The following is a 21,521-nucleotide window of genomic DNA, read 5'->3' on the forward strand; positions in this document are numbered from 1 at the left end:
TCTAACCTCTTTTTAGACTTAAATAAGTATCGTTTGCAAGTTGTTTTACAATTTTGTTACGATACTTTTTTATTGGTAATAATGCTGGTATTAATGCTTTATCTCCTGAGATTTTAATATAATTCACAGCTGAATGTCTTACTCCACTACCACTTACTTTCATTAAAGTTTTCAACAGTTCTAATTCTGTTAAAATAGTAATATGCATTGTTGTTGTATTGTAATGGTCTTCGTCTAAAACTTCATGCTCTAATATTGAAAAAACCATTGTTCTAATACTACTATCTAAAAGATTTTCTAGTAATTCTAGAGAGTTTATTTTGGCTTCTTTATTCTTACTTTTTATTGCATCAAACGTAATTTGAATATCTTCTTCTGTATATAAGAGACTTAATAAATTAAAGATGATAGAAAAAGACTTTATTAACTCCAATTCTAGAGCATCACTTAAAATCTTTCTACCTTCATAAAGTGTTTGATTTTCAGTATTTACTTCATCAACCAAGTCTTTATTTATTAAATGTTGTAAAGAAATAATACAAGCTAAAACCTTTTTGTAGTAAATGCTTTCTTTAGCAATTTGTTTACGAATTACTCTTTTAGATAAAGTAAGTTCCTCATTTTTACGACGAATTTTTCTAAGCGCTTTTGTTGCCTCTAACCTACTTGTAGAATTTATACTTCGTAAAATTTTCTCTAAAATACTAAGAGATTTCTCATTCTCAAACGCTCCAACAATTTTAGGAATATGCTTTTTAATATTAGAATTTAAATCATCGTGTTTTTCTAGTTCTAATAAAACATCTATAATTCTTGGTCCATAACTCTTTAATGCTCTAACTGCTCTTTTTCTATGTCTTTTGTTATTTAGAAGATTCAATAAATCTTTTATAAAAATCTCATTAGAAGTAATACCTGCTGCTATTGTAGCAAACTTGGTAATATAAGATTTTTGATTATGTAAGTGTTCTATGATAAAATCATAATGATTCGTCATTCTAGAATAAGCAATACTTAATAGCAATCCAGCCACAATTTCTTTACGAATAGATTCTCTATTTACAATGTATTCATTTATCTTCTGCTCTAATCTTTTTTCTAATTGATAATATTTACCAATGGAAATATTACTCATACTTTGCTTGGCCAAAGCTAATAATGCTCCATTTGCAATGTATTCTTCTTCATGATCTAAGTACGTATTAAAAAATGTCTTTTCTTTTTGTCTAGAATGTTCTAACAAGTAATCTAAAGCCACATACACCAAAGTTTCGTCTGTATCATGAATTAAAGTAGCAATTTCAGAAAGGATATTATTATCATTAAAAGCATCTAAATAATCTATTGCTGCTACTTTAACTTTTGGTGATGGATGTTGTAAAAGTTGAATAACAGGTTTCTGTAGCACCTTAAACTTATACCCTTTTAAACGATCGAACATATTTAAAATCTCTTCTTCATCACCTTTTTCGAAAACATTTTTAATGTCTAAAAGATTATTCTCTTTCTTAGACTTTTCTTTTTTAGCATTAATAAAAGATAAATTCTTTTGAATGTTTTTCTTGAAAGATTCAAAATACGCTTCTCTTAGTTTATAAATAAGTATAATCCAAATAAACACAAAAAGCAATACAATTACAGTAATGTATGATGTGCTCAAATTTAACTTTCTGATAAAGAAAATTAGCATAAAGCCAGACAAACCAGTAGCTATACTGTCTACAGCAACATCTATATAAGACTTAGCTTGGTTTTTAATCTGCAATGGAATTGGCATTATTGAAAGCTCTACAGCTGCTTTATTTAAACTTTGTTTAAAGCTACCATCTATACCTTTTATAATAATTAGCACCCATAATTCTGGAAAAGTTAAAAACAGTAAACCACCTAAACCAATAGTTAAAGGAAGTACTAATAATGAAGATGACACACCCAATTTGTGTAAAATTTTATTGGTAAAAAATAACTGAATAGTTAATGCAACCACGTTAAATGTAGAAAACCAAAACCCAAAAAATGATGCCAATTCATCTGAATTAGGAATAGCTTTATGAGCAAAATCACTAAACTGAAAATCGATCAATTTGGCTACAATTACTCCTATTCCTGTAATTATTGCTAAATAAGTAAGGTGTTTTGATTTCGAAATTAATTTTAAAGATGAACTTTCCAAACGATCTTGGTTTGCAATTACTTGCTTTCGTTTAAAGCTATTTAGATATCTAATTTTAAGCTTATAAACCTCTCTTAATATTGGTATACAAACCAACAATAAAATCGATGCTACAAAAACCGTGTATTCTTTACCAAAACTGCTGGCAATAAAACTAGTTAAATAACCACCAAAAATTCCACCTGCAATTGCTCCTGCACCAATAAAACCAAAAATCCTTTTAGCTTCTCTTGCATTAAATACCATGTTTGCAAAAATCCAAAATTGCGATGTTGCAACTACAGCAAATAGAGATACAAACACGTAATAAAAATACAGTATAAAGTGATTGAGGTAGTCTAAATTAAGTAGGAAGCCTAGAATTGTAAATACTACACTAAAAACTATTAATGATAATACAGTAATTTTAACTAAAGAGTATTTTCTTATGGCTTTACTATAGAAATATGTAGTTATAACAGCTGTTAAAGCTACTAACAAATATCCGTAAGGTAAATTATCTGCACCTAATTCAGAAACGAATAAAGCATTTACAGTAGGCTTAACAATAAGTAATACTGTTATAATCAAAAAGATATATAACTGCATTAAAAAAGAGATGAAAATTTCTCCATCTCTTAATCCAAATGTTCTGTAAATTAGCTTTTTCAATTTTCTATAGTTCTTTAAGACTATAAAGAACGTGAATTTTTTAGTACTTTTTCTAACGGAATTACCAAATCTCTAATAGTTTGTTCTCCATAATCGTAATCGATTAAAGCCACAATAATATATTTTCTATCTGGTCCCCAAACCAAAGCTGAATCTGAATGATAATTTCTCCATGAACCTGATTTTCTATACACATCTGCTTTAGGTGCTACTTTATCTAAAGTATTAACAAATTTGTGGTGCAAAGCTGGCTTTTTCATTATTTGAAGCATTTCCTTAGAACGTTCTGTACTAATTAAATTACCTAATGCCAACTGATAATAAAAACTACAAACTTGTCTTGTTGTAGCAGCATGACTCAATCCTTTTATAGGATCTGGATATCTTTTACCTGCAGAAGCATATCTTTTACCAACCCATAAACCACCACCAACTTCTTCATCATACAATTTATGTTTTGGTGCTCTTAAAACTTGCTCAATTTTTTTATACCCAACTCTATCAATATTTCTAGTTGATGCTCTATTGTTAGATTTACTAATCATTAAACGTAAATCTCTTTTTAATTCGTCTGTGTATTCTAACTCACCTTTATCAATAGCATCGATAACTGCCAAAAGAATTGCAATTTTTGGCAAACTTGCTGCATACATCATATGATTATCATTCACACCTGCATATCTAAACTTTGTGCTATCACTTAAATCTACAATTGCCACAGACATTTGCTTACCTTTTACCAAACGTCTCCAGGTTTTATTCCTATTTATTTCTTTCTCTAAAGCAACCTGTAAATCTGTATCTTCTATTTCATGAATAGGCTTAATGGCTCTATTAAGCGTAATTGGTAAATCTACTTTTGTATTACCATAATGTTTTTGCAAATAGATATAAGTTTCATCTAATAAATCTGTTGAATTCTGCGCTTTTAAAGACAGAATACAACAAAAAGTTAGTAGTGTTAATAAACCTAATTTATATTTTAAATATTTCATTTTAATTTCAATTTTTTATCTCCTTAAATAAGATACAAAACAAATGCCAATATCTAAATAATAAGTGTTAAGGTTTTCCAAAAACCCTTAATTAATAACCTTTTTGGGAGTTGTTGGGTTGAAACCAAAATCTGAATCAGGTAATTCTATACCTAATTGATAAATTAAGTAACCAATACTTGCATAATGATGAGTTGTATGGCTTTGTACCTGCATTAATACAGCTTTTAATGTTGTTTTAGAAGTAACATTACCTAATCCTAAATTATCAACCAAAAGAACTTCTGTCTTTAAATCCTCTTTTGTAAGTTGCTTTAATTCTGTGATGATATCATCAAAATAACGTAAGCCTTCACTAATGCAAGACTCTACCATTTCATTTCTTTCTCTTTTTGTAAAATCTATAGTTTTAGACTCTAAACCATTAAAAACACAAGAAAAAATATCCAAAATATGTCTTATATGACAGCCAATTGTAGAATAATAAGGGGGTATAGAACTATTAGTGTAATCGTCATTAGAAACTGTTTGTAATAATTTTATACCCTTTTGTAAATTCTTTTCAATTGCTGTTATCATTAATGTTGTTTTCCTATCAATTTGTAAAATAATAAAAAATAAAAGAGCAAATTAAATAAATCTAAATTAATTTATTAATACAATTTAATTGATTGATTTTAAGTAACTTAAAAACATTACAATAAGAGTATAAACACAGATTTTAAATTTTGGCACGCTCTTTGAAAATATACTTATCAAATGCGGAAGTCGAAAAGCAATTAGAGTAGACAAAACCCTTTAAACCATATATTATGAAAAAAGGTATACTTATATTATTAGGAATGTTCATGATGGTTTCCTCTGTTGAAGCCAAAACTGGCGAAAACCTACCAAACAGATTTAGGGTGTTTAACTACTCTTATGAAAATTCTGTTAATTTCTTTGAAAACGGAATAGAGTTCTTCATTTTTACAAATGGCGATTTTGATTTCGATACAAGTTTAAGAAATAGAAATGTTAGAATTAATAGAGATTTTAACGGACGTATAAGAACAGTTGGTAATGTTTTTATTAGGTATGATAGATTTGGAAATGTAACTAGAATTGGGGATGTTTTCATGAGATACAACAGAAACAGATTAGTTAGAGTTGGAGATTTAAGAGTAAACTATAACAGATGGGGATATCCTGTTTTTTATGGAAATGTAAGAGACTTCTATTACAATAGTGGTGTTAGATTTAATGTGAGTTTTGGTGATGTTTTTGTATATAATGATCCATATTTCTTTAGAAATGATTTTAGAAGAAACTATACTCAATTTAGAGAAGACAGAAACTTCTATTATTACAAAGCAAGACCAAATGCAAGAATTGGTAAAAGAAGTACTATTATTAAAAGAAGAAAATCTAATGCTAATGTAAATAGACGAAATACTATTAACAGAAATAGAAACAATTCTTACAGAAAAGCAAGAGAGGTAAATAACAATAGAAGAAATACTAATATTAGTAACAGAAAAGATAACGTTAATAGAAACACTTCTAAAGTAAATAGCAAAACTAGAAGAAGTACTAATGTAAATCGTAATAAGAATAGTGTAATTAAAAATTCAAGAAAGACGAATACAAAAAGTATTAATAATAAAAGAGCTAACACTAGAAGTACTAAAAAAGTAGTAAAAACAAGGTCTACAAGAACTTCTAAAAATAAAAGCACTGGTAATAGTAATGCTAAAAGAAGAAGAAGTTAGGTTAAGTTAAAGTTTATTATAAATTACTATTATTAAAAAACCCCATTAGAACTAATGGGGTTTTTGTTTTCTTTAATGGGTGTTTTTCCTATTTGGAAAGTTAATATAATCTATATCTTTGACTAGAGTCCCCCACAAATGTTAAATTACATTTAACAAACAACCTCATTTAATATCAAATTAAATGAGGTTTTTTTATTTTTTACAATTACGTAGAAACAATCTAAACTCTTTTTGATTCGAACTTATTTTTAAGAATAAGTTTCAAAAACTACCTATTACAAGCCTACAATCTTTTTATAATTAGCTGTTAAAATTTCCAAAAGGGTGTTTTTCCTATTTTGGAAAGTTATCTTATTCGCTAACTTTGTGATTCCCCCAACTTTCGTAAAAATCACTCGTAATTGATTTCCTCATTTAATATCAAATTTAAATGAGGTTTTTTTATCTAATTAATTTCTTATACTTAATACGTTTTGGCATTAAATCTCCTCCTAAACGTTTCTTCTTGTTTTCTTCATAATCAGAGAAAGAACCTTCAAAGAAATAAACTTGGCTATCACCTTCAAACGCTAAAATATGAGTACAAATTCTGTCTAAGAACCATCTATCATGACTAATAACAACTGCACAGCCTGCAAAGTTTTCTAAACCTTCTTCCAATGCTCTTAACGTATTTACATCTAAATCATTGGTTGGCTCATCTAAAAGTAAAACGTTTCCTTCTTCTTTTAAAGTCATTGCTAAATGCAATCTATTTCTCTCTCCTCCAGAAAGTGTTGAAACTTTTTTGTTTTGTTCGCTTCCAGAAAAATTGAATCTACTTAAGTAAGCTCTAGAATTTACTTGTTTACCTCCCATCATTACTAAATCTTGTCCATCAGAAAAATTCTCCCAAATTGTTTTATCAGGATTAATATCTGAATGAGCTTGATCTACATAAGCGATTTTAGCTGTTTCACCCACTTTAAAAGTTCCTTTATCTGGGTTTTCTTCACCCATAATCATTTTAAAGATGGTAGTTTTACCTGCTCCATTTGGCCCAATAATACCTACAATACCTGCTTGTGGTAAATTAAAAGCTAAATCTTCATATAATAATTTATCTCCAAAAGCTTTAGAAACGCCTTCTGCTTCAATTACATTTGTTCCTAAACGTGGTCCATTAGGAATGTAAATTTCTAATTTTGCATCTACTTGCTTTTGGTCTTGACTCATTAATTTGTCATAATTTTTCAAACGTGCTTTTTGCTTTGTTTGACGACCTTTTGCTCCTTGACGAACCCATTCTAACTCTCTTTCTAATGTCTTTTGACGTTTTGAAGCTGTTTTGCTTTCTTGAGCCATTCTGTTAGATTTCTGGTCTAGCCAAGAAGAGTAATTTCCTTTCCAAGGAATACCTTCTCCTCTATCTAATTCTAAAATCCAACCAGCAACATTATCTAAGAAATATCTGTCGTGAGTTACTGCAATTACAGTTCCTTTATATTGTGCTAAATGATGCTCTAACCAATGTACTGATTCTGCATCTAAATGGTTGGTAGGTTCATCTAATAATAATATTTCTGGCTCTTGTAATAGCAATCTACATAAAGCAACACGTCTTTTTTCTCCACCTGAAAGTACACCAATTTTTTTGTCAGAATCTGGGGTTCTTAAAGCATCCATTGCTATTTCTAATTTGGTATCTAATTCCCAAGCATTGGCTGCATCAATTTTATCTTGAAGTTCAGCCTGCTGATTCATTAGTTTTTCCATTTTATCAGCATCAGAATACACTTCTTCTAAACCAAACATATCGTTTATTTTGTTGTATTCATCTAATATGGCCACAGTTTCTGCAACACCTTCTTTTACAACTTCTAATACTGTTTTTTCTGGATCTAATTGTGGTTCTTGCTCTAAGTAACCAACTTTATAGCCAGGTGAAAAAGTTACATCTCCTTGAAAGTTTTTTTCAACTCCTGCTATTATTTTTAATAGGGTAGATTTACCTGAACCATTTAAACCAAGAATACCAATTTTGGCTCCATAAAAAAAGCTTAAATAAATATCTTTTAAAACTTGTTTTCCTGTTGATTGATAGGTTTTTGAAACCTTATTCATGGAAAAGATTACTTTCTTATCATCACTCATTTTAATAAATTTTTATAGTTGTGTATTATTATTTTTTTTAATGAAAGTAGTTATTAAACCCTTCCTTTTAGCGCGTTAAAAACCCAAGCTATACAGAAAAAGCCTATACCAACTGTAGCAAACCCCCAACCAGCAACATCTTCATATCTGTAAGCGCCCATCAATATTAAAATAACGCCCATCAAAATCATTAAAATAGTAGCCCAACCAAGAACGGTGTTTTTATTCATCGACATAAATCTCTAAGTTTTTTGTTAGTTGGCAAATATCGATAATTTATTTCGTTTATTTTAACGTTTTAGCTTCTGCATATAAACAATTTGCTTTAAAATTTGGCAAATACAGCTTCATCATTTTGTTATTAAAGTTTAAAAGAAAAGAATTATAATAAATAAAAAAGAGCACTATACTAGCGCTCTTTACCTTTATTTAGTAATTAATAATATCTAAAAACCTCTTCTCTGACCACCTCTTCTCTGGTTTTGAGAATTATTATTTTGATTTCTATTAGGTCTTTTAGGTTTCATGTCTTCTTTTATATCTTCTTGATATTTAATCCACTTTTTATTTTGTTTTTCACTTAATACAGCAATTAAACTTTCATTTAAAGTTTCTTCTAAAGTTATAATTTTAGTTCTTATTGGTCTAATTACTTCACCAACTTTTTGTCTAACATTAGGCCCATTATTCTGATTGTTGTTTTCATAATTTGAAGTTGACCTATTTGCTGATCTTGCAGTTTTTATAATTGCATTTAAATCTTCAAAATTTTCTTTATTGAGTAATGCAATTTCCTTTACTTTAAAATTATAAGTTCTTAAAGACCTTCTAACTTGAGTTTTAATAGTGACGTCTTTAATTTTTAATTTCTTTAAAACTTTTGGCACATCATAGTAAAATATACCTGCTGCTTCAGCTGCACTAAATTCCTTAATTTCTCTAGCCTCAGGTTGTCTATCATTGTTTTGAGAAGACCTACCTCTCATTCCTCCTCCTCTTTGAGGCTCTGCATAAATTAAGGATGAGATTAAAAGAATTGCAATTAAAAATATTTTTTTCATATAATAAGATTGTATTTATATAGATTTAGATGAAAATATTTCTAAAAACTTGCTAAATATCGAAAGAATTAAAGTTTAGCTGCTAATCTTGCTCCTTGATTGATAGCTCTTTTTGCATCCAATTCACTTGCAAAGTCTGCACCACCAATAACATGCACATTTTTACCTAAATCTAAAAGTGGTTGATATAATTCTTTAAATGGAGTTTGACCTGCACATATAACAACATTATCTACTTTTAAAACTTTCTGTTCTTCATTTTGGGTGTAATGCAAACCAACATCATCTATTTTATTGTAAGCAACTTCTCCTATAAATTGAACCTTTTTCTTCTTTAAAGTAGACCTATGAATCCAACCTGTTGTTTTACCTAAATTTCCTCCAAATTTACCTTTACTTCTTTTAAACATAAATATTTCTCTTGGAGATTCTTCAAAATCTGGAGTAATACCTTCTATACCACTTCTTGCCTCTAAGGTTTTATCTATACCCCATTCTTTTAACCAAGCATCAACATTTACAGCAGTAGATTCGCCTTCATGTGAAAGGTATTCAGAAACATCAAAACCAATACCTCCTGCACCAATTACTGCAACACGTTTTCCTACTGGTTTTTTGTGCTTTAAAACATCTATATAACTTAGTACTTTAGAATGATTGCTACCTTCAATCTTAAGTTCTCTAGGCTTAATACCTGTAGCTAGTACAATTTCATCAAAATCTGAATTTGCTAAATCATCTGCAGATACTTTTGTTTCTAATTTCAAATTGACATTATGCAATTCGATTTGTTTATTAAAATATCTTAACGTTTCATAAAACTCTTCCTTACCAGGAATTTGTTTTGCCATATTAAATTGGCCTCCAGTTTCTGATGCAGCATCAAACAAGGTAACTTCATGCCCTCTTTCAGCAGAAATAGTAGCAGTAGCTAAGCCTGCAGGACCAGCACCAACTACTGCAATTTTCTTTTTATTAATAGTTGGTAAATAATTTAATTCTGTTTCATGACAAGCTCTAGGATTTACCAAACAACTAGCCACTTTTCTCTGAAAAACATGATCTAAACAAGCTTGATTACAACCAATACATGTATTTATTTCATCGCTCTTTTCTGCTTTGGCTTTATTTACCCATTCAGGATCTGCTAAGAATGGCCTAGCCATAGAAATCATATCTGCATGACCTTCTGCTAAAACCTTTTCAGCAGTTTCTGGCATGTTAATTCTATTAGAAGTGATTAAAGGTATTTTAATTTCTTCTTTCATTTTTTTGGTAACCCAAGTAAAAGCAGCTCTAGGCACTGAGGTTGCAATAGTTGGTATTCTAGATTCATGCCAACCAATACCTGTATTTATAATTGTAGCACCAGCAGCTTCTATAGCTTTTCCTAATTTTACAATTTCTTCCCAAGAACTTCCTCCTTCTACCAAATCTAACATAGATAGTCTATAGATAATAATAAAATCTTTACCTACAGCTTCTCTTGTTTGCTTTACTAATTCAATAGGCAAACGCATTCTGTTTTCATAATCACCTCCCCAATTATCTGTTCTCTTATTGGTTCTTTTCGCAATAAATTGATTGATTAAATACCCTTCAGAACCCATAATTTCTATTCCATCATAACCTGCTAGTTTCGATAGTTTAGCTGAGTTCACAAAATCGTTTATGGTTCTTTTAATTCCAGATTCCCATAATTTAAATGGAGTAAATGGTGTTATTGGTGATTTTTTAGCTGATGGTGCAACATTAAATGGATGATAACCATATCTACCAGCATGTAAAATTTGCATGCATATTTTTCCTCCTTCTGCATGTACAGCTTTTGTTATTTTCTGATGATGTTTTGCGTGTTTTTTACTAGACATTCTTGCAGAGAAAGGCCCTGTCCAACCTTGAATATTTGGTGCAATTCCTCCTGTAACAATCAAACCTACTCCTCCTCTTGCACGTTCTGCATAATAAGCTGCAATCTTATCTATTCCGTTTTTTTCTTCTTCTAATCCAGTATGCATAGACCCCATTAGTACTCTATTTTTCAAAGTGGTAAATCCTAAGTCTAATGGTTCAAATATGTGTTTGTACTTCATAATTATAAAATTAATTTTATTATGCATGCATAATACTTTGCAAGATAAGTTTTATTTCTTAAAATCAATAATTAGAAAATAAAGATAATTACTAAAACTCATTTTGTTTAACCTTTGCTATTTCATTTCAGCTAAAAATTCAATGGATAACAATAATCAAATCTTTCAAATTGATTGAAATTTGTGCAGAACAAAAAAATATAAAATATGAATTTGAAAGATAAAGTAGCAATTATTACAGGAGCATCAAGTGGAATTGGAGAAGCATCAGCTTTAAAATTGGCCAAAGAAGGTACAAAAGTGGTGTTAACAGCAAGAAGTGAAGATAAACTGAAAAAATTAGCTAAAAAAATTGAAGAGGAAAATGGTACTGCATTAGTAGTAACTGCAGATGTAACAAAAAGTGAAGAATTTAAAAATGTTGTTACACAAGCCAAAAAAGAATTTGGGACCGTAAATATTTTAGTAAATAATGCTGGTTTAATGCCTTTATCTTATGTAGAAAAACTTAAAACAGACGAATGGAATACAATGATTGATGTAAACATTAAAGGTGTTTTAAATGGTGTAGAAGCTGTTTTGCCAACATTGATAGAAAATAAAGGCGGACATATTATTAATATTTCCTCTACTGCAGCTTATAAATATTTTCCTGGAGGAGCTGTATACTGTGCAACTAAAGCAGCAGTGCAAATGTTTTCTGAAGGTTTAAGAAAAGAAATATCTGCTAAACATGGTATTAATGTAACTTCTATAGAACCAGGTGCTGTAGACACTGCTTTGTTTGAAACTATCACAGATGAAGATATCAAAGAAGAATTAAAAGACATGCAAAAAATGACAGCTCTACAAGCTGAAGACATTGCAAATGCAATTTTTTATTCTGTAAATCAACCTAGTAGAGCAAACATTAATAATATTCACATTTTACCTAGTGAACAACAATAAAAAACAAACTATGACTAAAGAAAAAACAATAATTACAACAAATCCTGCAACAGGAGAAAAACTAGAAACTTATAATTATATCACAGATTCTGAAATGAACATTGCTATCGAAAATTGTCATGAGGAGTTTTCAAGTTGGAAGTTAGTTTCATTAAAAGACAGGGCTGATATAATTAAATCGATAGGAGAAAAATTAAAGGAATACAAAGATGAATTAGCTGAGTTAATGACTAAAGAAATGGGTAAACCATTGTCTCAAAGTAAGGATGAAGTAGATTTGTGTGCAGGTATTTGCGAATATACAGCCTCTAATGGCCCAGAAGAATTAAAAGAAGATCATAGAAAATTACCCAAAGGTGGTAAAGGAATTGTAACCTTTTCACCCATTGGAATAGTATATGGAATTCAACCTTGGAACTATCCTTCTTATCAAGTAATTAGATATGCCATTGTAAATTTAATGGCAGGTAATGGAGTATTGTTAAAACATGCCTCGAATGTTACTGGTACAGGTTTATTATTAGAAAAAATCTTTGTAGAAGCTGGTTTACCTGAAAACCTATTTAAAACATTGTTGATTACTCATGATCAATCAGATGAAGTAATTAAACATAAGGCTGTAAGAGGAGTTACTTTAACAGGTAGTTCTGGTGCAGGTAGAAAAGTAGGTCAGAAAGCTACTGTAGAATTGAAAAAAGTAGTTTTAGAATTGGGTAGTAATGATGCATACATTGTTTTAGAAGATGCTGATTTAGAGTTAGCCGTAGAAAAATGTGTAAGAGGTAGAATTTACAATAATGGTGAAACCTGTATTGCTGCAAAACGTTTTGTAGTTGTAGATGCTGTTTATGAACAATTTAAGGAGGCTTTTGTAAAAGCTATGAAAGATGTAAAAGTTGGTAATCCTATGGATGATAGTTATGAAATGGGACCAATGGCTAGAGAAGATTTAAGAGAAACTTTACATGAACAAGTAGAAGAAAGTGTAGAAAAAGGTGCAGAAATTTTATGTGGTGGAGAAATTACAGAAGGTAAAGGATATTATTATCCTGTAACTGTTCTTAATAACGTAAAACCAGGTCAGCCAGCCTATGATGATGAACTTTTTGGACCAGTAGCTTCTTTAATAAAAGCAAAAGACACAGAAGATGCTATGAGAATTGCCAATGATAGTAGATTTGGTTTAGGAGGAGGGATCTTTTCTAAGGATGAAGAAAAAGCAACAAAATTAGCTCAAGATCATTTTGACACTGGTATGATATTTATCAATTCTTTTGGAATTGCAAATCCAGCAATGCCTTTTGGTGGAGTTAAAGATTCTGGTTTTGGTAGAGAACATGGAGGTTTTGGTATTAAGGAGTTCGTAAATGTAAAAGCATTAACATTTAGCGAATAACATTAAAATTAGAACAAAAAAAATCGTCTTGAAATTCAAGACGATTTTTTTTTACGATTATCTAAACCTAACTCATAGGTACATCTATCACCAATAATTTACTTGCTTTAGAAGCTTTAATTTTCACCTTATCTACACCTTCTATTCCAACTGCGTCTCTACTTTCTAATTTCTCATCAGCAACCTCAATTGCACCATTTATTAAAAAGAAGTAAGCACCATTTTTTAAACCATATTCAGTGGTGTAATTTTCATCCATATCAATCATATAGATATAACCTTGCTGATTTATAGGTAAAGAACCTTCTATTTGCTTGTCTTTTGGAGATACCAAAACCTGAAAACGATTGTTAAGATCTTGAATATCGAAAAATTTCTGATTATAATAAGGTTCTACTTCTTGTTTTTCTGGAATAATCCAAAGTTGTAAGAAATTGGTTTCATCTGTTTTGCTATCATTAAATTCTGAATGCGTTAAACCTGTTCCTGCACTCATTACTTGTACCTCTCCTACTTCTATAGAACGTTGATTGTTCATACTATCTTTATGAGATAATGCTCCTGAAATAGGAATAGAAATAATCTCCATATTTTTATGAGGATGAGTACCAAAACCCATTTTAGGTTGCACAACATCATCATTTAAAACTCTTAGCATGCCAAAGTTCATTCGTTCAGGATTTTGATAACTTGAAAAACTAAATGTATGATATGACTTTAACCAGCCATGATTGGCAAATCCTCTTGTGTTTGCTTTGTGAATTGTTTTTTTCATAATTTTATTTTTTGAGATTATTAAGCTGATAGTCTACTGGATTCTAGATTAAAAAAATTTATAAATCCTATAAGTTCTAATCAATTAATAATCTGATTAATACAAATATCCCATTTTACCTTGTTGAAAATCACGCATTGCTTCTAAAATTTCGGTTTGCGTATTCATTACATAAGGTCCATATTGAGTAACTTTTTCACTTATTGGTTCTCCTGAAAGAACTAAAAGAGTACTCTTTTCATTAGCTTTAAACAAAACTGAATTTCCATCTGTGTTAAACACCACCATTTGAATATCACCCTTCTTTAGAACTTCTTGATTATTAATCAAAACTTCACCTTCTAAAAGATAAATTAATGATTGATGATTCTCAGGAAGATCAATCTGAATTTCTCCATCTTTTTCTGCGTTGGCTGTAATAACATTAACTGCTGTTTGTGTTTTTATTAAACCTTGTTCATTGGCTTGTTGCCCAGCAACAATATTTAATTGTACCTTTTTATCTGATGAAAACACTTTTGGAATTTGTTCATCTTCTAAATGTTGATAATTTGGTGGGATCATTTTATCCTTAGCTGGTAAATTCAACCAAAGCTGAATACCTTCTAAATCTCCACCTTTTTTTACAAATTCTTTAGTTGGTGCTTCTGCATGTATTATTCCTCTACCAGCAGTTGTCCATTGAACTCCACCAGCTTTTACAACCATTTCATTACCAAGAGAATCTCTATGTAATTGCTCTCCTTTAAAAAGCAATGTAATAGGTTCAAAGCCTCTATGAGGATGAGGACCTAAATCGAAAGGATTATTAAACTCAGAAATGGCATAAGGTCCATAATGATGTAACAACAAAAATGGATCTACATTCTCTATACCTTCTGTTGGTAAAGGTTGTCGTAGTTTAATAGGCCCCATATTTACTAAAGGACTATTTACTTTCTGTTGAATACTTTTATATTTTTTCATCGTATTTTATCTAACAGATTACTAAGCGTTTCTGCTTCTTCATCTGATAATTTTTCTAAGAAGGATAAATTCTTATTGTCATCTATGGTCGATAAAAGCTCTAAACCTTGATTGGTAATTTTAACATAAACTACTCTTCTATCACTCTCACATCTTTCTCTTTCAATTAGATTTTTATCACAAAGTTTATCCATTAATCGAGTTGCGTTTGGAGCTCTTTCAATCATTCTATCTTTAACAATCTGCACCTTCATTTTAGCTTTTGCCCCTCTTAAAATTCTTAAGATATTGTATTGCTGAGGAGAAATTCCATAAGGTTTAAAAAACTCATTCTCTTGACTATTTAACCAATTAGATGTGTATTTAATATTGATTAAAGCCTTTAATTTATTGCTCGCAAATTTAGATTTTATGTCTTTAGAAATATCTCCCATAATTAAGCTCTTAATTTTAAGTCTTGCATAATTTTATTAAACTCTTCTGTAGTTGGTGTTAAATAAACCTGATCATCTACAAACAATGTAGGATATTTTACAACACCTCCATACAATTTTTTACTGTGCTCTCTTGCTTCTGCATCCTTAGCTACATCTTTATATACATAATCTTCATCTGTAGAATTTAAAAAATTCTTGAATGCAACTGTATAAGAATGTCCTTGCCTACCATATAATACTATCTTCATATTCTTTATTTTTTGTTGGAGCACAAAACATTTAACTTAATGATTCTTCGAAATCCTTAACCGTATTTTGCAACTGCTCTAATAATTCTTTATCTACTACTTTCCCTTCCTTAAAATTGTCTCCAAAACTAGGTAATGAAAAAGACGAAATACTTGCTGCTCCTAAATGTGGAAACTTGCTCATACCATCTTGTAAAACAGATTGACCACCTCTAGCTCCTGGAGATGTTGCCATTAATAATAATGATTTGTTTCTAAATACTTTTACGTTAATTCTTGAGCTCCAATCAAAAATATTTTTGAAAGCTGCTGCATAAGAACCATTGTGTTCTGCTAGAGATAGAATGAAGCCATCATAATTATCTAATAAATTAGAAAACTTTTCTGCATTCTTTGGAAAACCATTTTCATTCTCTTCATCTTCACTGTAAATTGGCATATCAAAGTCTCTAAGATCAATTACATCAAAAGCAGTTTCTGATAAATTTTCTGCTGCAAATGTTGCCAATTTTTTATTTATTGAGGTAGAACTTGTGCTACCTGCAAACGCTAATACTTTTTTCATAACTATTTATTTTTTTTAACTTAAAGTTGCTATTTGTTCATTTGCACTTTCTAACTTAGTTTCGCTACTAAACATCAATTGGTCTAATTTTACAAATTCTATATCAGTTATACCTAAAAATCCTAAAAAGTGCGCTATATATTTACCTGCAAAATCGATATCACTACCTACTTCTGTACCTCCACTAGAAATTACGATATATGCTTTCTTATTTTCTAATAATCCTACAGGGCCTGTTTCTCCATATTTAAATGTTAAACCTGCTCTCGCAATTAAATCGAAATAAGCTTTTAAAGAAGCAGGAACTGAGAAATTGTAAATTGGTGCTCCAATAACAAGTACATCTGCATCTTTTACTTCTTGGACTAGTTTATTGGAAATTGCTAAAGCTTTATTCTGATCTGCAGTTCTTTCTCCTTGAGGAAATAATGCACCCAAGATAAACTCATCTATAAAAGGTAAATCTGAATACGTAGTATGTCTTGTAACTACAGTGGAACCTTTGTTTTCAGAAACCAATTTCTCAACCACCTTTTCTGCAAATGTTGTAGATGTAGATGATGTTTTATTGCTACTTGAATTTATATTTAAAATTTTCATGTTGATATATATTAATAATTACACTACAAAGGTACAATTTATAAATTTATTTTCCAAGGAATATAATTACAAGGAAATTAAACTATTTTAGTTGAGTTTCTATATCAGTTTCTCCTTTAACCATTTTAGCAACAGGACATTTACCTGCTATAATTAATAATTTTGCTTTCTGTTCTTCTGTTGGCTCTTTCTCAAAAGAAATCTCTTCCAATAAAGATTTCTTAATTCCGTCTTTTGTAAGCTCTTCTTTTTGTGATACTATGACCTTTATTTCTCCCAAGTCCCAACCTTTTCTATCTGCATACATTCTTAAGGTAATTGATACACATCCACCAATTGCAGTTAATAGATACTCTACAGGAGTTGGTCCTGTATCTCCTCCACCAGCTTTTACAGGTTCATCTATTACAGAAAAATGATTTCTCATCTTAGCCTCAGCAAAATATTTTTTATCTGTTAATGTTACTTCTGCTTGTTGTTTCATTAGGTATTTAATTTTTTCCAACTGAAGTAAGAAGTTAATAAAAGAATTGTTGCAACTAAGGCTCCCATTTGTTCTCCATCACCAACCATATAATGTGCAAAAAATGCTAATATAAATGCAAAGAAAAAACCAGAATAAGCCCATTCTTTTAATGATGTATTGTTGATAAACCAAATAGCCAATAACCCCAATAGCTTAATTATAGCATAAGGATAAATAATATAAGTAGGATAACCAAAACTTGTAAAAGCAGCTGAAATAGCTTCGTGATTAAAGAAATATTGGCTTACTGAAAATAGCATTAAAACCGTAAGTAAACCTGTAGAAATGTAATAAATAATTTTTGTTGTTTTCATAATGATTGATTAAATTTTCATTACAAAAGTACAAAAATTAAATTTTATATACCAAGGAAAATAAATCCAAGGAAATATTTTGATTTAAAATTATTGAAATAACCAATAAAGGCATTTCTAAATTACAAATGCCTTTATGGTATTACATTCTTTGTTTAATTCATTTTAATAGAATCGATTTGCTTTTGCAAACGTTCAATCTCTTCTATTTTCTTCTGTTGCTTAGAAAGTAGTTGAATGGAATCTAAAATTTGACGATTTTTCTCTAAGATTGTTTTCTCTCTTTCAAAATATAAGTTTTCGTTTTCGCTAGTTCTCCAAGCTTCATTTAGTTGCATGTACAACTCCTCATTCCAAGTGCTTGGTTTTTTGGCGTTAATCCAAACTACATCTCTGTATTCACTATCTACTAAAGCCAAATCTGGAGTAGCTGCTCCATCAAATTGTTCTGGATTATCACTACTAATTGTAGAAACTGTACCTAAGAAAAACATTCGTTTTTTACCTGCAATATTCTTTATATAAGGTCTAAATTCTACTGGAGCATTCGAGTTCCAATCATATTCTTTTTTAGATTCTTTTACCTTTAAAGGCATTGCAGAAACACCTGCATAACCTTGTTTCTTAGATGCATGATCGTAAAAATAAAACTGATTTGACCCATCTGCAGGAATAAAAACACTGTAACTTAAACTGGTTCTTTCTGCACCTATTGGCTCTAGACCAAACCAATGATACAGACCACTATAAGCACCAACATTAGTATCTGAAAAATCGAAATCTGTTACATAAGGTTGTTGATTTTGATCTTTAGGAGCCAAAGGAATTTTTACAGCACTTTTCATATTCCAAGGTAAAGGGTCTGAAAAGCCTGCTAAGAACTTTAAACTTTCTGCTTGCAAACGTGATACTTTTTCAGACAAGGTATTTTGTTTGGTTAAAAAAGGATAATCTTTCATGTTTTCAGGAGCTATAAAAGTTCCTTTACCAATGGTTATTCTTTCTAAATAATCCGTAAAATTATGTTCTCCATTTTCTACAATCATTACTCCCCCAAAAGTAGGATAAGGAAAAAAGAAACCTTTCCATTTTATTAAACTTACTACTTGTACCCAAGCACCTTTGTCGTTTTTCATATAATAGGTATCACTTGGTTCGTAATTAAACAACATCCAAGGATTAAACCTCTGCACAACTGCATTGTAAGTGTTTCTACTAAATCGTAAAGATTCACCTATTGAAAAGGTTACTGGAATTCTATTTTCTGACGAAAAACGTGGAAAAGGTGTTGTACTAGACACCGAAAATATCTCTTCTGTATTGTCTTTAATACCTTGCCAATAATACTTTTCTGTAGGTTGTATAGCCATTGTCCATTGGTTAGAATCATCTACTCTAACCAAATGTGGTAAAGAAACATCTTTGGTTTCACCTACAGATTCATTGGCCATAGAAAAAATATTTCTTAAAGGCTGAATTCGTTCATTTTGCGTTAATGGTAACTCAACAATTTCTATTCTATTTAAATCATTAAAAACATTGTAAGTCTTTACATAATTGTACATCCCTAAAGATGCCCCTACATAATATAAAACTCCAAAAAAGAGAAACAATAAACCAAGAATACCCAATCTTGAACCTGTACTTGCTGTTTTTCTGAATCTTCTTATCCCTAAAAACAAAACTGTTGCACATAGTGTAATTACGAATATAAATTTTCTGAAAAACAGTAATGCTGGTTGATAATCATCTCTTAGAAAAAACAATAAAGCAATAATTACCAATACTAAAAGAAGAGTAATTCTTTTTTGCTTTGCACCTTTGTTCCAATATGTTTTAATCATGTTTGTATATTATAAGTTAAGACTATGAATACAATAGCTTTTTACTCAACTGTATTTTTAGTTTTTTTATTCTTGTTTACATAAATAATACTACCAGCATTTGATATAATCAAACACAGTAATATTAAATGTGGTGTTAAATTTTTCCAAGTAAAAAAAGGGTCAAAACCTGTGTAAGGAATTAAGGCTATTAGACAAATGATTGATGTTATTAAAATTATGTACCTAAGCTTTTGCATAATATTATTTTAAATAACCTTTATCTTTCAAACGTTCTCTAGCAGATTTACTTTCTGCTTTAGGCTCTTCAATTTCTTCTTGTGCCTTTTCTATGGCAACTGGTTCTTTAGCTTGAATATCATCTATAAAATCTTTCCCTTTTTCAATTACATCTTGAAATTTATCTTCAAAAGAATCTGACTGTTCATCAATAATTTCTGAAGATTTAAAAATAAATCCTGCCAAATAAGTACCTACTATGGTTCCAAAAATCATAGAAACAAATAATGAAATCGTAGCTAAATCAATAGGAATTAAAATACGAGTTACTAAAATTCCGATTAAAAATAAGGCCACAATAAAAACCAATCTCAATAAAAATGATTGTTGATAGACAAAGCCTTTTGTATCTGAGGCCTTCATTTGCAATTCTTTAGAATTCATCATTTTATTAAAAAAACGATATACTCCATTTCCTTGAGATTCTCTCCAATAGATAATGGCACCAAATAAGATGGAAGCTATAAAAATGATAAGTTCTAATGTCATAATAAATATCTGTTTCTTGTAATATTAGTCTAATTTTTCTAAAAATTGTTACGAATTGTATCTATAACCCAATCTTTTTTAGATTCTTGCCACGTTTTAAAATTTGTATAAAAATCTTCTTTATCATACCAATACCAAAACAATACGTCTTTTGGAGCAATATTTACGAGCAACTTCCAGATTAAATCTTGATGATTGGCTCTTAAAGAAGAATGTGGTTTGTGCAAAGCAAAATACAATCGCTCATCTACAACATCTGCAATTCTAATATTTTTGTTCACCTTCTTTTTATCTAAATATCGCTCAGCACTCATGACCTTTTTACGCGTTTCTAAATCTATTTTATTTAAGTAACTTTTAAATAAGGTTTTATCTTTTAAAATATCATTTACAGGATGCTGTGTTTCTTTTAATGCTTCTCCAAAAATAAATTTCTTTATTCGCTCATATCTTTTAGAGCCTACTTCCGTTTCTAAATCGCATTCTATAATTACATGATCTTTTAATTGGCTCATTAATTCTGGTTGAGCAACATGAAACATCAAAACATCGTAAGTGGTATCATTTATTGCTTCTTTATAGGCTTCTTTCTCTTCAAAAATTAGAATTGGTTTTATAAAATTCCTCAATAAATAAACACCTCCAAAAGCTTTAGTATAAAAAGAGTCTGAAGTGTAAATAATAGGTAATAACTCAATATCTCTTTCTCGTAAATCTCCATATTTTTTGGCTGATGTAATCAATTGTTGATGTAAATTTTCATCAATAAAATTATGATCTTTATTAAAAGTTTCTACAAGTTTTAATTGCTCTTTCTTTGCCTTTTTTAAATCATCTATTAAATGAAAATTAATGGTAATATCTTTATATTTTAGTACATCTAAAGGCTCATAAAACACATCTATTTGTTGATCAAAATCTAAATATAAAGCTGAATCTCTAGTAATATTTTGAATCTTTTTAGCGTAATTTTTAAACACGAGTTTCATTAACTCTATATCATACGAATGATAAGGGTTATAAATTGGCAAACCTTTTTGTAATGGTGTAATTATAATTGCATGCGAATTTGCTTCACCATTATTTAAGTAAAATACTTCGTTTTTTTCTTCTGCAATTTCAGGGCTCCAACCAATACCATCAATAGAAAAAGAAGTTAATTTGGTTGCTGTAAAACCCAATTTCACCAAACATTTATTATAACGTTCTACTAATTTTCCACTTATTGGAATTAGTTCGTTTCTATATAAATTGGCTTGTTTTAATTTTTGCAT

General features: G+C 29.8%; 21 protein-coding genes. 3 read left to right on the top strand and 18 right to left on the bottom strand.

Going from position 1 to position 21,521, the window contains the following annotated elements:
- Position 1: 1 nt before the first annotated feature.
- The 3 genes from LPB302_RS05005 to LPB302_RS05015 all read right to left on the bottom strand — a co-directional run bounded on the left by LPB302_RS05005 (position 2) and on the right by LPB302_RS05015 (position 4,398).
- Positions 2–2,824: an Npt1/Npt2 family nucleotide transporter gene (locus tag LPB302_RS05005; protein ID WP_053975215.1), complete on the bottom strand. Its 2,823-nt coding sequence runs from the start codon at positions 2,822–2,824 to the stop codon at positions 2–4.
- A 20-nt stretch (positions 2,825–2,844) separates the two neighbouring features.
- Entirely contained in the window at positions 2,845–3,819 is a 975-nt protein-coding gene (locus LPB302_RS05010; RefSeq protein WP_082329797.1) for a serine hydrolase, read from the bottom strand.
- Between the two features lie 87 nt (positions 3,820–3,906).
- On the bottom strand, positions 3,907–4,398 hold the full coding sequence (locus LPB302_RS05015; RefSeq protein ID WP_053975216.1) for a DinB family protein: 492 nt from the start codon (positions 4,396–4,398) through the stop codon (positions 3,907–3,909).
- Positions 4,399–4,631: 233 nt separating this feature from the next.
- Between LPB302_RS05015 and LPB302_RS05020 the strand changes: the two genes are divergently transcribed.
- The gene (locus LPB302_RS05020) at positions 4,632–5,570 is read left to right on the top strand and encodes a hypothetical protein (RefSeq protein WP_053975217.1); all 939 of its coding nucleotides are present in this window, start codon (positions 4,632–4,634) and stop codon (positions 5,568–5,570) included.
- A gap of 444 nt (positions 5,571–6,014) precedes the next feature.
- Here LPB302_RS05020 and ettA read toward each other — a convergent pair whose 3' ends face one another.
- The 4 genes from ettA to LPB302_RS05040 form a co-directional block, all read right to left on the bottom strand.
- Positions 6,015–7,706, bottom strand: a complete 1,692-nt coding sequence (ettA, locus tag LPB302_RS05025; RefSeq protein WP_053975218.1) for an energy-dependent translational throttle protein EttA — start codon at positions 7,704–7,706, stop codon at positions 6,015–6,017.
- 53 nt (positions 7,707–7,759) lie between these two features.
- On the bottom strand, positions 7,760–7,942 hold the full coding sequence (locus LPB302_RS05030; protein WP_015480653.1) for a CAL67264 family membrane protein: 183 nt from the start codon (positions 7,940–7,942) through the stop codon (positions 7,760–7,762).
- Between the two features lie 210 nt (positions 7,943–8,152).
- The gene (locus LPB302_RS05035; protein WP_053975219.1) at positions 8,153–8,767 is read right to left on the bottom strand and encodes a hypothetical protein; all 615 of its coding nucleotides are present in this window, start codon (positions 8,765–8,767) and stop codon (positions 8,153–8,155) included.
- A gap of 68 nt (positions 8,768–8,835) precedes the next feature.
- Positions 8,836–10,860 carry an NADPH-dependent 2,4-dienoyl-CoA reductase gene (locus LPB302_RS05040; RefSeq protein ID WP_053975220.1) on the bottom strand — a complete coding sequence of 675 codons (2,025 nt, stop codon included), beginning with the start codon at positions 10,858–10,860 and terminating at the stop codon, positions 8,836–8,838.
- Positions 10,861–11,067: 207 nt separating this feature from the next.
- On the opposite strand from LPB302_RS05040, the gene LPB302_RS05045 reads away from it, so the two are divergent.
- Both LPB302_RS05045 and LPB302_RS05050 read left to right on the top strand, forming a co-directional pair.
- Positions 11,068–11,808, top strand: coding sequence for an SDR family oxidoreductase (locus LPB302_RS05045; RefSeq protein ID WP_053975221.1), 741 nt, complete (start codon positions 11,068–11,070; stop codon positions 11,806–11,808).
- Between the two features lie 10 nt (positions 11,809–11,818).
- A complete protein-coding gene (locus tag LPB302_RS05050; RefSeq protein WP_053975385.1) occupies positions 11,819–13,204 on the top strand; it encodes an NAD-dependent succinate-semialdehyde dehydrogenase in 1,386 nt (461 codons plus the stop codon).
- A gap of 67 nt (positions 13,205–13,271) precedes the next feature.
- On the opposite strand, the gene LPB302_RS05055 is transcribed toward LPB302_RS05050, so the two are convergent.
- The 11 genes from LPB302_RS05055 to LPB302_RS05105 form a co-directional block, all read right to left on the bottom strand.
- Positions 13,272–13,979 carry a pirin family protein gene (locus LPB302_RS05055; protein WP_053975222.1) on the bottom strand — a complete coding sequence of 236 codons (708 nt, stop codon included), beginning with the start codon at positions 13,977–13,979 and terminating at the stop codon, positions 13,272–13,274.
- Between the two features lie 96 nt (positions 13,980–14,075).
- On the bottom strand, positions 14,076–14,945 hold the full coding sequence (locus tag LPB302_RS05060; protein WP_053975223.1) for a pirin family protein: 870 nt from the start codon (positions 14,943–14,945) through the stop codon (positions 14,076–14,078).
- Positions 14,942–15,379 carry a MarR family winged helix-turn-helix transcriptional regulator gene (locus LPB302_RS05065; protein ID WP_143032728.1) on the bottom strand — a complete coding sequence of 146 codons (438 nt, stop codon included), beginning with the start codon at positions 15,377–15,379 and terminating at the stop codon, positions 14,942–14,944. The genes LPB302_RS05060 and LPB302_RS05065 overlap by 4 nt, the downstream gene beginning before the upstream one ends.
- Before the next feature lie 2 nt (positions 15,380–15,381).
- Positions 15,382–15,630: a glutaredoxin family protein gene (locus LPB302_RS05070; RefSeq protein ID WP_053975225.1), complete on the bottom strand. Its 249-nt coding sequence runs from the start codon at positions 15,628–15,630 to the stop codon at positions 15,382–15,384.
- Between the two features lie 31 nt (positions 15,631–15,661).
- Positions 15,662–16,195 carry an NADPH-dependent FMN reductase gene (locus LPB302_RS05075; RefSeq protein ID WP_053975226.1) on the bottom strand — a complete coding sequence of 178 codons (534 nt, stop codon included), beginning with the start codon at positions 16,193–16,195 and terminating at the stop codon, positions 15,662–15,664.
- Positions 16,196–16,210: 15 nt separating this feature from the next.
- On the bottom strand, positions 16,211–16,795 hold the full coding sequence (locus LPB302_RS05080) for an FMN-dependent NADH-azoreductase (RefSeq protein WP_053975227.1): 585 nt from the start codon (positions 16,793–16,795) through the stop codon (positions 16,211–16,213).
- Between the two features lie 82 nt (positions 16,796–16,877).
- Positions 16,878–17,279, bottom strand: coding sequence for an OsmC family protein (locus tag LPB302_RS05085; RefSeq protein ID WP_053975386.1), 402 nt, complete (start codon positions 17,277–17,279; stop codon positions 16,878–16,880).
- Complete coding sequence (locus LPB302_RS05090) at positions 17,279–17,635, bottom strand: DoxX family protein (RefSeq protein ID WP_053975228.1); 357 nt, start codon at positions 17,633–17,635, stop codon at positions 17,279–17,281. The genes LPB302_RS05085 and LPB302_RS05090 overlap by 1 nt, the downstream gene beginning before the upstream one ends.
- A 155-nt stretch (positions 17,636–17,790) precedes the next feature.
- Complete coding sequence (locus LPB302_RS05095) at positions 17,791–19,479, bottom strand: hypothetical protein (protein ID WP_053975229.1); 1,689 nt, start codon at positions 19,477–19,479, stop codon at positions 17,791–17,793.
- 243 nt (positions 19,480–19,722) lie between these two features.
- A complete protein-coding gene (locus LPB302_RS05100; RefSeq protein ID WP_053975230.1) occupies positions 19,723–20,247 on the bottom strand; it encodes a hypothetical protein in 525 nt (174 codons plus the stop codon).
- Positions 20,248–20,285: 38 nt separating this feature from the next.
- Positions 20,286–21,521, bottom strand: a complete 1,236-nt coding sequence (locus tag LPB302_RS05105; protein WP_053975231.1) for a DUF6638 family protein — start codon at positions 21,519–21,521, stop codon at positions 20,286–20,288.

The organism is Polaribacter dokdonensis (genome assembly GCF_024362345.1).
GTDB lineage: Bacteria > Bacteroidota > Bacteroidia > Flavobacteriales > Flavobacteriaceae > Polaribacter > Polaribacter dokdonensis.

Bases quoted from the DNA above. Each gene is read 5' to 3' on its own strand.
- LPB302_RS05010 (WP_082329797.1), bottom strand. From the start codon at position 3,819: ATGAAATATTTAAAATATAAATTAGGTTTATTAACACTACTAACTTTT.
- LPB302_RS05015 (WP_053975216.1), bottom strand. From the start codon at position 4,398: ATGATAACAGCAATTGAAAAGAATTTACAAAAGGGTATAAAATTATTA.
- LPB302_RS05020 (WP_053975217.1), top strand. From the start codon at position 4,632: ATGAAAAAAGGTATACTTATATTATTAGGAATGTTCATGATGGTTTCC.
- ettA (WP_053975218.1), bottom strand. From the start codon at position 7,706: ATGAGTGATGATAAGAAAGTAATCTTTTCCATGAATAAGGTTTCAAAA.
- LPB302_RS05030 (WP_015480653.1), bottom strand. From the start codon at position 7,942: ATGTCGATGAATAAAAACACCGTTCTTGGTTGGGCTACTATTTTAATG.
- LPB302_RS05035 (WP_053975219.1), bottom strand. From the start codon at position 8,767: ATGAAAAAAATATTTTTAATTGCAATTCTTTTAATCTCATCCTTAATT.
- LPB302_RS05040 (WP_053975220.1), bottom strand. From the start codon at position 10,860: ATGAAGTACAAACACATATTTGAACCATTAGACTTAGGATTTACCACT.
- LPB302_RS05045 (WP_053975221.1), top strand. From the start codon at position 11,068: ATGAATTTGAAAGATAAAGTAGCAATTATTACAGGAGCATCAAGTGGA.
- LPB302_RS05050 (WP_053975385.1), top strand. From the start codon at position 11,819: ATGACTAAAGAAAAAACAATAATTACAACAAATCCTGCAACAGGAGAA.
- LPB302_RS05055 (WP_053975222.1), bottom strand. From the start codon at position 13,979: ATGAAAAAAACAATTCACAAAGCAAACACAAGAGGATTTGCCAATCAT.
- LPB302_RS05060 (WP_053975223.1), bottom strand. From the start codon at position 14,945: ATGAAAAAATATAAAAGTATTCAACAGAAAGTAAATAGTCCTTTAGTA.
- LPB302_RS05065 (WP_143032728.1), bottom strand. From the start codon at position 15,379: ATGGGAGATATTTCTAAAGACATAAAATCTAAATTTGCGAGCAATAAA.
- LPB302_RS05070 (WP_053975225.1), bottom strand. From the start codon at position 15,630: ATGAAGATAGTATTATATGGTAGGCAAGGACATTCTTATACAGTTGCA.
- LPB302_RS05075 (WP_053975226.1), bottom strand. From the start codon at position 16,195: ATGAAAAAAGTATTAGCGTTTGCAGGTAGCACAAGTTCTACCTCAATA.
- LPB302_RS05080 (WP_053975227.1), bottom strand. From the start codon at position 16,795: ATGAAAATTTTAAATATAAATTCAAGTAGCAATAAAACATCATCTACA.
- LPB302_RS05085 (WP_053975386.1), bottom strand. From the start codon at position 17,279: ATGAAACAACAAGCAGAAGTAACATTAACAGATAAAAAATATTTTGCT.
- LPB302_RS05090 (WP_053975228.1), bottom strand. From the start codon at position 17,635: ATGAAAACAACAAAAATTATTTATTACATTTCTACAGGTTTACTTACG.
- LPB302_RS05095 (WP_053975229.1), bottom strand. From the start codon at position 19,479: ATGATTAAAACATATTGGAACAAAGGTGCAAAGCAAAAAAGAATTACT.
- LPB302_RS05100 (WP_053975230.1), bottom strand. From the start codon at position 20,247: ATGACATTAGAACTTATCATTTTTATAGCTTCCATCTTATTTGGTGCC.
- LPB302_RS05105 (WP_053975231.1), bottom strand. From the start codon at position 21,521: ATGCAAAAATTAAAACAAGCCAATTTATATAGAAACGAACTAATTCCA.